The sequence below is a fragment of the Deinococcus pimensis DSM 21231 genome, from assembly GCF_000519345.1.
Classification (GTDB): domain Bacteria; phylum Deinococcota; class Deinococci; order Deinococcales; family Deinococcaceae; genus Deinococcus_A; species Deinococcus_A pimensis.
Genome location: NZ_KI912664.1, coordinates 13,751 through 24,537 on the forward strand (window position 1 = coordinate 13,751; position 10,787 = coordinate 24,537).

At 71.6% G+C, this 10,787-nt stretch carries 14 protein-coding genes; 9 read left to right on the top strand and 5 right to left on the bottom strand.

From position 1 onward, the window contains the following. The coding region (locus DEIPI_RS32320; RefSeq protein ID WP_052351812.1) for a glycerate kinase type-2 family protein at positions 1–841 on the top strand (841 nt) is incomplete at its 5' end. Between the two features lie 3 nt (positions 842–844). On the opposite strand, the gene DEIPI_RS0117655 is transcribed toward DEIPI_RS32320, so the two are convergent. From DEIPI_RS0117655 to DEIPI_RS0117675, 5 genes are all read right to left on the bottom strand, one after another. Continuing rightward, a complete protein-coding gene (locus DEIPI_RS0117655) occupies positions 845–1,045 on the bottom strand; it encodes a MazF family transcriptional regulator (RefSeq protein ID WP_157463769.1) in 201 nt (66 codons plus the stop codon). A gap of 80 nt (positions 1,046–1,125) precedes the next feature. Then, positions 1,126–1,494, bottom strand: a complete 369-nt coding sequence (locus tag DEIPI_RS0117660) for a hypothetical protein (RefSeq protein ID WP_027482633.1) — start codon at positions 1,492–1,494, stop codon at positions 1,126–1,128. Positions 1,495–1,618: 124 nt separating this feature from the next. Further along, positions 1,619–2,632 carry an alpha-ketoacid dehydrogenase subunit beta gene (locus DEIPI_RS0117665; RefSeq protein WP_027482634.1) on the bottom strand — a complete coding sequence of 338 codons (1,014 nt, stop codon included), beginning with the start codon at positions 2,630–2,632 and terminating at the stop codon, positions 1,619–1,621. Next, complete coding sequence (gene pdhA / locus DEIPI_RS0117670) at positions 2,629–3,687, bottom strand: pyruvate dehydrogenase (acetyl-transferring) E1 component subunit alpha (RefSeq protein WP_027482635.1); 1,059 nt, start codon at positions 3,685–3,687, stop codon at positions 2,629–2,631. The genes DEIPI_RS0117665 and pdhA overlap by 4 nt, the downstream gene beginning before the upstream one ends. A 7-nt stretch (positions 3,688–3,694) precedes the next feature. Next, positions 3,695–5,143, bottom strand: coding sequence for an aldehyde dehydrogenase family protein (locus DEIPI_RS0117675; protein ID WP_027482636.1), 1,449 nt, complete (start codon positions 5,141–5,143; stop codon positions 3,695–3,697). 93 nt (positions 5,144–5,236) lie between these two features. On the opposite strand from DEIPI_RS0117675, the gene DEIPI_RS0117680 reads away from it, so the two are divergent. From DEIPI_RS0117680 to paaD, 8 genes are all read left to right on the top strand, one after another. Continuing rightward, positions 5,237–5,731 carry a hypothetical protein gene (locus DEIPI_RS0117680; protein WP_027482637.1) on the top strand — a complete coding sequence of 165 codons (495 nt, stop codon included), beginning with the start codon at positions 5,237–5,239 and terminating at the stop codon, positions 5,729–5,731. Positions 5,732–5,842: 111 nt separating this feature from the next. Continuing rightward, positions 5,843–6,595, top strand: a complete 753-nt coding sequence (locus DEIPI_RS0117685) for a lysyl oxidase family protein (RefSeq protein WP_084474520.1) — start codon at positions 5,843–5,845, stop codon at positions 6,593–6,595. 21 nt (positions 6,596–6,616) lie between these two features. Beyond that, positions 6,617–7,216: a TetR/AcrR family transcriptional regulator gene (locus tag DEIPI_RS0117690; protein ID WP_052351813.1), complete on the top strand. Its 600-nt coding sequence runs from the start codon at positions 6,617–6,619 to the stop codon at positions 7,214–7,216. Between the two features lie 23 nt (positions 7,217–7,239). Next, complete coding sequence (locus DEIPI_RS0117695) at positions 7,240–7,407, top strand: hypothetical protein (protein WP_157463770.1); 168 nt, start codon at positions 7,240–7,242, stop codon at positions 7,405–7,407. Between the two features lie 435 nt (positions 7,408–7,842). Beyond that, positions 7,843–8,808: a 1,2-phenylacetyl-CoA epoxidase subunit PaaA gene (paaA, locus tag DEIPI_RS0117700; protein WP_027482641.1), complete on the top strand. Its 966-nt coding sequence runs from the start codon at positions 7,843–7,845 to the stop codon at positions 8,806–8,808. Between the two features lie 10 nt (positions 8,809–8,818). Further along, positions 8,819–9,388, top strand: coding sequence for a phenylacetic acid degradation protein (locus DEIPI_RS32325; RefSeq protein WP_045234642.1), 570 nt, complete (start codon positions 8,819–8,821; stop codon positions 9,386–9,388). Further along, complete coding sequence (paaC, locus tag DEIPI_RS41020; RefSeq protein WP_027482642.1) at positions 9,381–10,154, top strand: 1,2-phenylacetyl-CoA epoxidase subunit PaaC; 774 nt, start codon at positions 9,381–9,383, stop codon at positions 10,152–10,154. Before DEIPI_RS32325 ends, paaC begins: the two co-directional genes overlap by 8 nt. Beyond that, a complete protein-coding gene (paaD, locus tag DEIPI_RS41025; protein WP_027482643.1) occupies positions 10,151–10,636 on the top strand; it encodes a 1,2-phenylacetyl-CoA epoxidase subunit PaaD in 486 nt (161 codons plus the stop codon). Before paaC ends, paaD begins: the two co-directional genes overlap by 4 nt. Positions 10,637–10,787 lie beyond the last annotated feature (151 nt).

Here is a 10,787-nt window from a genome sequence, read left to right on the forward strand (position 1 = left end):
GGAGCTCACGGAGGCGCTCCTCGCGTCGGGCGCGGCGATCCACGAGATCAACGCGGTCCGCAAGCACCTCTCGCGCGTGAAGGGCGGACGGCTCGCGGCGGCCTGCGCGCCCGCGCGGGTCGTGACGCTCGTCGTGTCCGACGTGGTCGGTGACGACCTCTCCGTCATCGCGAGCGGCCCGACCTTCCCGGACCCCAGCAGCTTCACGGAGGCGATCGTGGTCCTCGACCGTCACGGCATCCGCGCGCCCGAGGTGCGCCGTCACCTCTACCAGGGCGCGATGGGCCACCTGGAGGAGACGCCGAAGCCCCGCGACCCCGTGTTCCTGAACGTGGAGCACCACCTCGTCGTGACGAACGCCGCCGCGCTCGCCGCCGCCGTGGCCTCCCTGGAGGGCGGCGGCGTGCACGCGCGCGTCCTCAGCGACGCCGTGGAGGGCCCCGCACGGCGCGCGGCGCGCGAGCACGCCCGGCTCGCCCGCGCCCTGCCGCCCCCGGCGGGGCTCGTGTCGGGCGGGGAGACCACCACGGTCGTGCCGCCCCGCGCGGGTCGGGGCGGACGCAACGTGGAGTTCGCGCTCGCCCTCGCGCTGGACCTTGCCGGGGAGCCCGGCGTGTACGCCCTCGCGTGCGACTCGGACGGCGTGGACGGCACGAGCGGCGCGGCGGGCGCGCTCGTCACGCCCGACACGCTGGAGCGCGCGGCCCGCCTCGGCCTGGACGCACGCGAATACCTGGAGCGCGGCGACGCGGGCGGCTTCTTCGAGCGGCTCGGTGACCTCGTGGTGACCGGCCCGACCGGCACGAACGTCAACGACGTGCGGATCGTGCTGCGGGTCTAGCGGTCAGGCATCCTTGAGGCGCGCGAGGACCTCGTCGTTGTCGTCGAGGACCTGCGAGACGGCGGCGTGCAGCAGCGCGGCGCGCCTGCCCTGCCGCAGCGCTTCCTCGTTCCGGGCGGGGGTGACCAGCAGGACGTTCCCGACGACCTGGATCTCCACCTCGTGCTCGATGCCGGTGAGTTCCTTGAGCTCCCTGGAAATCACCAGAGCCTCACTGTTTCCCACGCGCGTCAGGGTCACCCTCTTGTTCTGACACCGTTCGTACGACTGCCGCCGGACGAGGTTCACAGTCCTACCGCGCGCGCCGCGCTGTACATCACGATCAGGGCCGTGCAGGCGACGAGCACGAAGGGCGGCTCGCGGTGGTCGCTCTCACGGCGCGTGGCGAGGTAGTGCGACACGGCGGCGGCGCCCCAGGCGGGCGCCAGGATCGCGCCGAGCGCCGCGAAGGTGGCGGGGGAGAGCGCGTCGCCCGCCTCGCCCCACGCGAGGTTCGCCCCGACGAAGACGCTCAGGCCCAGCACACCGAGACCCGTCCACTTGTACAGCGGCCGGTACTCGGGCCGCGCGGCCCGGTACCGCCAGCCGCTCAGGCCCAGCAGCACACCCCCGACGACGAGGCAGACGACGTTGAGGACCAGTCCGGGGTGCATGACCCAGCATCCGCCGATCCCACGTGATTCGTGTGAATCGCCACACATGAGCCCTTCAGGCCGATCTTGAGGAAATCGTGAGAGAGGCGGGCGACCGAAAGGCCGCCCGCCTCCGCCGAAGCGCTCAGTAGTCCAGCACCTGCTTGATCGCCTTCGCCACGCGCGTCGCGTTGGGCCTGTAGGTGTCCTCCACGCTCGTGAAGGGCGGGTAGGGCGCGTCGAAGCCCGTGACGCGCACGACCGGCGCGAGCAGGCTGTCGAGCGCCCGCTCGGCCACGAGCGCCGCGATCTCGTTGTGGAAGCCCCCGGTGCGGGGCGCCTCCGTCACGATCACCACGCGGCCCGTCTTCCGGACGCTCGCGAGGACCGTCTCGGTGTCCATCGGCACGAGTGTCCGCAGGTCCACGACCTCCACGCCGATCCCGTGAGCCCGCGCGGCGTCCGCGGCCTTCGTGCAGACCTCCACCATGCCGCCGTAGCACACGACCGTCACGTCGTCGCCCTCCCGCACGAGCCGCGCCTTCCCGAGCGGCACGGTGTAGTGCCCCTCCGGCACCTCCTCCTTCGTGCTGCGGTACAGCTTGATCGACTCGAAGAAGAACACGGGATCGGGGTCCTCGATCGCGGCGAGCAGCAGGCCCTTCGCGTCGGTCGGGGAGCTGGGAATCACGACCTTCACGCCCGGCACGTGCGCCAGCACCGCCTCCGGGCTGTCCGCGTGCTGCTCGGGCGTGTGCACGCCGCCGCCGTAGGGCGCGCGGATCACCATGGGGACGCTGAAGCGCCCGCGCGTCCGGTGCCGGTAGCGCCCCAGGTGCGACAGGATCTGGTCCAGCGCGGGGTACAGGAAGCCCGCGAACTGGATCTCCGCGACGGGCCGCATCCCCGCGAGGCCCATCCCGATGCCCATCCCGACGATGCCCGCCTCCGCGAGGGGCGTGTCGAACACCCGCTCCCGCCCGAAGCGTGCCTGCAGGCCGTCCGTCGCGCGGAACACGCCGCCCATCACGCCGACGTCCTCCCCGAAGAGGCACACCTTCGCGTCCCGTTCGAGCGCCACCGCGAGCGCGTCGTTGATCGCCGCGACCATCGTCATGGTGCGCGTGCCCGTCCCTGTCCTGACTTCGGTGGCGGTCATGCTCCGTACTCCTCCAGCAGCTGCGCCCGCTGCTCCGTGAGCTGCGGGGTGGGCGTCGCGAACACGTGATCCACGATCTCGGACGGGGTGGGCTCGGAGAAGCGGTCCGCCTCCTCCACGGCCGCCTCGAACTCCTGGGTGATGTCCCGCGTGAGGGCGTCCTCGCGCGCGTCGTCCCACAGGCCCCGGGTGGTCAGGTACGTCCGCAGGCGCGTCACGGGGTCCTTCTCCAGCCACTCCCTCGTCAGGTCCTCGGTGCGGTAGCGGCCCGGGTCGTCGCTGACGGTGTGGGGCTTCACGCGGTACGTGACCGTCTCGATGAGGGTGGGGCCGCCGCCCGCGCGGGCACGCTCCACCGCCTCCCGCGTGACGTGATGCACCGCGACGATGTCGTTGCCGTCCACCCGCACGCCCGGTATGCCGTAGCCCTCCGCGCGGCGCGAGAGGTTCACGGCGCGCGTCTGCGCGGTCGTGGGCACGCTGATCGCCCAGCCGTTGTTCTGCAGGACGAACACGCAGGGCGCGTCGAGCGCCCCGGCGAAGTTGAGGGCCTCGTGGAAGTCGCCCTCGCTGGACCCACCGTCGCCGATGTAGGCCATCGCGACGTTGCGCCTGCCCTGCATGCGCTCCGCGAGGGCGCAGCCCACCGCGTGCGGGTACTGCGTGGCGATGGGGATGTAGAAGGGCAGCACCTTCAGGCCCTCGGGCATCGCCCAGCCGTGCGGGCTGGTGCGCCAGTACAGCACGATCTGGCTGATCGGCAGGCCGTACGTGAGCGCGGCGCCCGTGTCGCGGTAGGTGGGCAGCAGCCAGTCGTCGTGCGTGAGGGCGAGCGCCGTGCCCGCCTGGCTGGCCTCCATCCCGCCGAAGGGCGGGTAGACGCCCATGCGGCCCTGACGGTGCAGCACCACGGCGCGCTCGTCGAAGTGCCGCGCGCGGCGCATGGCGCGGTAGAGCCGCGCGAGCGTCTCCTCGTCCGGCACGAGGTCGGGGCGCACGCACCCGCCCGAGGCGTCGATGATCGTCAGCATGTCCTGCTCCTGGGGTTCGGTCATGGCGCTCCTACTTCGTGTTGATCCAGACGCTCTTCGTCTCGGTGTAGAGGTCGAGGGCCTGCTCGCCCATCTCGCGGCCCCAGCCGGACTGCTTGTAGCCGCCGAAGGGGCTCGCGGCGTCGAAGGCGTTGTACGTGTTCACCCACACGGTGCCCGTGCGGATGCCCGCCGCGACGCGGTGCGCCCGCCCGAGGTTCTCGGTGTACACGCCTCCCGCGAGGCCGTACTCGCTGTCGTTCGCCATCTCCACGGCCTGCTCCTCGGAGTCGAAGGGCATCAGGACCGCGACGGGCCCGAAGATCTCCTCGCGGACGCAGACGTTCGAGGCGTCCTCCGTGGCGAGCAGGCCGGGCCGGAAGAAGTAGCCGGGGCCGTCCATCACCTCGGCGCCCGCGACGAGGCGCGCGCCCTGCTCCCGGCCCTGCCGCACGAACCCGGCGACGCGGTCGCGCTGCTCGGCGCTCACGAGGGGCCCCATGGTGGTGCTCTCGTCGCGGCCGTCGCCGAGGCGGACCTTCTCCACCTCCGCCGCGAGGAGCTCCGCGACCTGATCGTGGATGCTGCGCTCCACCAGCACGCGGCTTCCCGCGACGCACACCTGTCCCTGGTTGTAGAAGACGCCCATCATGACGCCCCGCACGGCCTTCCTGAGGTTCGCGTCGGCGAAGATGACGTTCGCGCTCTTGCCGCCGAGCTCCAGCGAGACGCGCTTGAGGTTGGCCACGCTGCCCGCCACGATGCGGCGGCCCACCTCGGTGGAGCCCGTGAAGCTCACCTTGTCCACGTGACGGTGCGCGACGAGCGCGGCGCCCGTGCGTCCGTCTCCCGTGACGACGTTGAGGACGCCGTCCGGCAGGCCCGCCTCGCGCGCGAGTTCCGCGAGGCGCAGCGCCGTGAGGGGCGTCTGCTCGGCGGGCTTGAGGATGACGGCGTTGCCCATCGCGAGGGCGGGCGCGACCTTCCACGCGGCGATCAGGAGGGGGAAGTTCCACGGCACGATCGCCGCGACCACCCCGACGGGTTCGCGCAGGGTGTAGTTGAGCATGCCGGGCACGCTGACGGGGTTCGTCTGACCGCCGAACTTCGTGGGCCAGCCCGCGTAGTAGCGGAAGTGCTCCGCCGCGAGGGGCACGTCGCCGCCCTTGCTCTCGCGCAGGGGCTTGCCGTTGTCGAGGGTTTCGAGCAGGGCGAGCTCGTCGCGGTGCTGCGCGACGAGCTCCGCGAGGCGGTACAGGACGCGCGAGCGCGCGGCGGGCGTCTGGTTCGCCCAGACCGGCTGTGCGGCGCGCGCGGCGTCCACGGCCTGATCCACGAGGCTCTGATCGGCCTGCACGACCTCGGTGAGGACCTCGCCCGTGGCGGGGTTGCGGGTCTCGAAACGGTCACGGCCCGGCACCCAGTCGCCGCCGATGAAGACGCCGTGCTCACGTTCGAGGAACGCGGAGAGCTTGTCCATGAAGGAAATCGTATCACGAACGTTAGTTCGGACTCCGCGCCCTGCCGCGCACTCGCAGGCCCTCCCACGCCCCCACGCCCCTACACTGTCCCCATGACCGCCACCTCGCGCCGCCTGACGATCCTCGCCCTGCTCGCGCTCGCCCCGACCGCGCTCGCCACGCACCAGCGCGACAACCTGCGCGACCTGAAGCCCGCCGACCTGTGCCCGCCCTCCGCGCAGGTCTCGCTCGGCGACGGCGAGGACGAGGACTTCTCGGCGCTCGTGCAGGACGCCCTCGACCGCTACACGGGCGCCTGGGGCCTCAAGTGGGGCGATCCGGAGAAGTGCGGCGTGGACCAGATCCTCACCCTCGACGCGTACGAGGACCGCGGCAGCTTCGTCTACGTCGCGGAGTTCGCGCTCGAACCGCGCGGCGACACCGTCGTGCAGCAGGGCGCGCGCCGCCTGCGCGTCAAGGCGCCGCGCCTGTGGGGCAACCTCTACTACGGCACCTACGACACCGAGTTCCAGGACATCGCCACCCGTGAGATCCGCGACCTCTACGAGGGCTTCCTGAGCGACTGGACCGCCGCGCACAGGAAGTGATCCCCGCTCCGGTGCGTCCCGCGCGAAGCGCGTGGGAACGCCTGTGAGCGCCGCGCGGTAGGCCCGCTTCCAGTCACGCGCGGGCGCGCGCGGCACAATGGACGGCACGTCATGAAGGCGTCCGCGCCCCGAGGGTGGATGGCCGCGCTGCTCCTCGCAGGCGCGCTCCTTCTCTCCGGCGAGGGCCAGCGTCTCGCCGTGCCGCCCGTCCGCGTGGACGAGGACGGCTGGCTCCTCCCGGACCTCGTCGTGAGTCCCGCCGCGCACCTCTGGGTGGAGGTCCGCGACGACGAGAAGGGCAACCGACGCCTGCTGCACTTCGCCACCACGGTGTGGAACTACGGCTCCGGCCCCCTCGAACTCGTCGGCGACGTGCCCGACGACCCCGCCGTGAGCCGCGTGCGGGCCTGGCAGCGCGTCACCCGGCGCGGGGGCGCCACGATGGACCTGCGCGTCGGGGACTTCGTCTACCACCCCGCCCACCAGCACTGGCACCTCAACACCTTCGCCCGCTACGACCTCTACGCCCTCGCGGACGGCAGACCGCCCAGGCTGGTCCGCACGAGCGGCAAGGTCACCTTCTGCATCCTGAGCTCCGACCGCGCGCCCACCACCCCCGTCTACCCCGTGGACCAGGAGGGCTGCGGCCTGCGTCGGCAGGTGCTCGAACCCGGCTGGGGCGACACGTACGGCTCCTACACGCCCGGGCAGGACATCGACGTGACCAGCCTGCCCGACGGGGAGTACGAGCTGCGCACCACCGCCGACCCCGAGGGCGCCCTGCGCGAACTCGACGAGGACGACAACGTGTCCGTCACGCGCCTGCTGCTCACCGGCCCGTCCGTGCGGCCCCTCATGGAGTGACCACGCTGTAGCATGACCGCGATGAGCGCCCCCGGAGAACGACGCGAAGCCATCTACCGCGCCGCCGCCCGCCTCTTCTCGGAGGTGGGGTACCGCGCCACCAGCATGCGCGACATCGCCGCCGCGCTCGACCTGAAGGCGGGCAGCCTGTACTCGCACATCAGCGGCAAGGAGGAACTGCTGTGGGAGATCGTGAGCCGCGCCGCCGACGAGTTCGACGCGGCCCTCGCGCCCGTCCGTGCCTCCCACGCCACGCCGCGCGACAAGCTGCGCCTCGCCATGGAGGCGTACACGGACGTCGTGGCGCGCAACCTGGAGTACGCCACGGTCCTCTTCCAGGACTGGCGGCACCTGCCGCCCGAGCGCCGCGAGGCCGTCGCCGCCCGGCGCGACGCCGTGGAGCGCGTCTTCCGCGACGTCGTGGAGGAGGGCGTGCGGACCGGGGCCTTCCACGAGGACCTCAACGTGAAGCTCACGGCGGTCCTCGCGCTCTCCGGCGCGAACTGGCTGCCGTCGTGGTTCCGCCCGCAGGGCCGCCTCACCGCCCGCGACGTCGCCGACGCCTACACGGACCTGCTGCTGAGGGGAGCGGAACGCGACGAGAAGGGGAGCCGGACGTGACGATCCCCAGGAGGAGCGCTGCCGTGGACGCCTTGCTGATCCGGCTCAAGGATGCCGACGCGCGGGAGCGGAATGTCGAGCGCCTGGTGCGGAGCGTCGCGGGCAGTCTCGGCGTGGCCGGACATGAGGTCAGTCCTGCTGCTGTACGTGAGTATCTGCGGGCGAGGGAACGCGAGGACGCCCGACACTGAAAGGTCAGTGCGGGCGTGGGGTCAGGTCATGGGGAACCTATTTTCGTGGTGTTTCCGGCCCCTGAGGAGTCGGATACGGAAATGGGCCATCCGTTGGACTCTTTGGAGTCCTATGAGGGGTTGGTACCGGGTCGCTTGGCCCGGCGGCCAGAAGTCCAGCGGTTGCAAGATTTTGAGTGAATGTAATCAAAGCGATCGCAGGAATAATGATCATTGCGATCTTTTCTTGTTGTGAAAACATAGGAAAACCTCCAAAAAATAAACAATTCACCCGTCTCCGGGTCATACTCTTACCTTGCCGCAACCTCCCGCCCCACCCCGGCGTTTTCGCTCATGGAATGGTGTCCGGGCACATCCCCGCGGGGGTCCGGTCTGGTACACTGAGGCTAACTAATGTTAGGAAGCGGTTCTCGCCCTGCCCTCCAGGAGGCCCCCATGACGCAGACCCCGATCACGCCCGACCCCGCCACCGAAGAGAAGCTCGCGCACTTCGAGGCCCGCATCGCGCGCGGCGAGAAGATCGAGCCGGGCGACTGGATGCCCGACGAGTACCGCCGCCAGCTCAAGAGGATGATCAGCCAGCACGCGCACAGCGAGTACGTCGGGATGCTCCCCGAGGGCGCGTGGATCACCCGGGCCCCCAGCCTGCGCCGCAAGATGATCCTCATCGCGAAGGTGCAGGACGAGGCCGGGCACGGCCAGTACCTCTACCACGCCGCCGAGACGCTCGGGATTACCCGCGAGGAGATGATGGACGCGCTCCTCACCGCCCGCGCGAAGTACTCCAGCATCTTCAACTACCCCAGCCTCACGTGGGCCGACGTCGGCATGATCGGCTGGCTCGTGGACGGCGCCGCCATCAAGAACCAGACGATGCTGGCGGGCTGCTCCTACGGCCCGTACTCCCGCGCGATGGTCCGCATCTGCTCCGAGGAGACCTTCCACCACAAGCAGGGCAAGGAGATGATCCTCACCTACGCGCGCGGCACCGCGAAGCAGCGCGCCATGGCGCAGGACGCCCTCGACCGCTGGTGGTGGCCCAGCCTCATGATGCTCGGGCCGCACGACGCGGAGTCCACCAACTCCGGCGTCCTCACCCGCTGGGGCGTGAAGCTCAAGAGCAACGACGAGGTCCGCCAGGAATTCATGAACGAGCACGTCCCCGAACTCCTGGAGGCGGGCCTCACCATCCCCGACGCGGACCTGCGTCAGGACGAGGACGGCAACTGGAAGCACGGCCCCATCGACTGGAGCGAGTTCTGGGCCGTCGTGAAGGGCGAACGCGGCCTCATGGGCGAGCGTCTCGGCGCGCGCCGCAAGGCGCACGAGGACGGCGCCTGGGTCCGCGAGGCGATGGAGGCCCACGCCGCGCGCCGCGCCACCGCGCAGGCGGCGGACTGAGGTGGTGGACGTGACCGGGCGTCCCGACACCCAGTGGCCCCGCTGGGAGGTCTTCAAGCAGGACGCGCCCGGGCGGCCCCATCAGGCCGTCGGGAGCGTCCACGCCACCGACGCGGACCACGCCCTCGTCACGGCCCGCACGCTCTTCGCGCGCCGCCCGAGCGCCGTGAGCATGTGGGCCGTGCCGGACCACGCGATCCTCGCGCGCACGCAGGAGCAGGACGAGCGCGGCGAGCCCCTGCCGGACCTCGCGTCCGGGGACGTGCGGACCTACGTCGTGGCGCGCAAGACCACCCACAAGCGCAGCATGACCTTCGTGGACGTGGTGGGCACGGTGGACGCGGACTCGCCCGCCGCCGCGCTCGCGCTCGCCAGGGAGCGCTTCCCCGAGCCGCCCGCCCTCGCGTGGTGGGTCTTCCCGGACGCGGCGGTGGCCCGCACGGACGACACGCCCGGCACCGTGGAGAGCTGGTTCGCGCCCGCGAAGGACAAGACGTACCGCCAGCAGTCCTCGTACGGCGTGGTCGGCACGCACGCCAGCAAACGCAATCCCCGCGCGGGAGGCCCCGACCGTGACTGACGCCCTCACCCCCGAACTGAGACTCGCGCTCGTGGAGCGCCTCACCGCCCTCGCCGACGACGAGCTGATCCTCTCGCACCGCGACGCCGAATGGGTCGGGCACGCCCCGATCCTGGAGGAGGACATCGCCCTCGCGAACATCGCGCAGGACGAGCTGGGGCACGCGGGCGTGTGGCTCTCGCTGCGCTCCGCCCTCGATGGCGGCAGCGACCCCGACACGCTCGCCTTCCGGCGCGGCGCCCACGAGTACCGCTGCGCCCGCCTCGTGGAGCTCCCGCGCGGCGACTGGGCCTTCACGCTCACGCGGCAGTTCCTCTTCGACGCCCACGAGGCCGTCTGGACCGACGCGGCGCGCGCCAGCACGTACGCGCCCCTCGCGGAGGCCGTGGAGAAGATCGTCCGCGAGGAACGCTTCCACCTCCAGCACACCGCCCTGTGGGTGGAGCGCCTCGGGCTCGGCACCGAGGAGTCGCGCCGCCGCACCCAGGCCGCGCTGGACGAACTGTGGCCGCTCGCGGCGCAGCTCTTCGCGCCCGTGCCGGGCGAGGACGCCCTCGTGGCCGCCGGGATCGTCCCGGACCTCGCGGCGCTGAGGGAGCGCTGGACGACCCTCGTGACGGCGCACCTGCGCAAGAGCGGTCTGAACGTCCCGGCTACGCCCACGCAGGAGCCCGCCCCCCGCACCGAGCACACGGAGCACCTCGCGGACCTCCTGCGCGAGATGCAGGAGGTGGCGTCGCAGGAGGAGGAGGGCGTCCTGTGGTGAGCGCCGCGCCCGCCCGGCGGGTCTGGGACGCCCTCGCGCGCGTCGCGGACCCCGAGATTCCCGTCGTGAACATCGTGGAGATGGGTATCGTGCGAGACGTGCGCGTGGACGGGGAGCGCGCCGTCGTGGACATGACGCCCACCTTCAGCGCCTGCCCGGCCCTGCACGTCATCCGCGACGCCATCGCGGGCGCGGTGCGCGCCGAGGGCCTCACGCCCGAGGTCCGCACGGTCCTCTCGCCGCCGTGGACGACCGACTGGATCACCGAGGAGGCCCGCGCGAAGCTGGAAACCTACGGCATCGCGCCGCCCGCCCCGACGGGCGAGGGCACCCTCATCCAGCTGGAGATGGCCCCACCGCGCTGTCCGAGGTGCGGCTCCTTCGACACGGGCATCCGCAACACCTTCGGCAGCACCCTCTGCAAGACGCTGCACGTCTGCCACGCTTGCGGGGAGCCCTTCGAGGCCTTCAAGAGCCTGTGAGCGCGAGGCACGCGGGTGCGCCGGGCGCGTGGTATAGATTGAGCGCACATGCCTGATCAAGAGCAGCACGGGACGCGCCCCGCCCCCGCGTCCGCCGGGCCCCGCCCGGAACCCCTCGCCGTGGGCGTCGTCGGGGCGGGCACCATGGGCG

What these genes read in the sequence shown, in the direction of transcription:
- DEIPI_RS0117685 (WP_084474520.1), top strand. Translation starts at nt 5,843, where the DNA reads ATGAAGGCGTCCGCGCCCCGAGGGTGGATGGCCGCGCTGCTCCTCGCA.
- DEIPI_RS0117665 (WP_027482634.1), bottom strand. Translation starts at nt 2,632, where the DNA reads ATGACCGCCACCGAAGTCAGGACAGGGACGGGCACGCGCACCATGACG.
- pdhA (WP_027482635.1), bottom strand. Translation starts at nt 3,687, where the DNA reads ATGACCGAACCCCAGGAGCAGGACATGCTGACGATCATCGACGCCTCG.
- paaA (WP_027482641.1), top strand. Translation starts at nt 7,843, where the DNA reads ATGACGCAGACCCCGATCACGCCCGACCCCGCCACCGAAGAGAAGCTC.
- DEIPI_RS0117680 (WP_027482637.1), top strand. Translation starts at nt 5,237, where the DNA reads ATGACCGCCACCTCGCGCCGCCTGACGATCCTCGCCCTGCTCGCGCTC.
- DEIPI_RS0117690 (WP_052351813.1), top strand. Translation starts at nt 6,617, where the DNA reads ATGAGCGCCCCCGGAGAACGACGCGAAGCCATCTACCGCGCCGCCGCC.
- DEIPI_RS0117660 (WP_027482633.1), bottom strand. Translation starts at nt 1,494, where the DNA reads ATGCACCCCGGACTGGTCCTCAACGTCGTCTGCCTCGTCGTCGGGGGT.
- DEIPI_RS0117675 (WP_027482636.1), bottom strand. Translation starts at nt 5,143, where the DNA reads ATGGACAAGCTCTCCGCGTTCCTCGAACGTGAGCACGGCGTCTTCATC.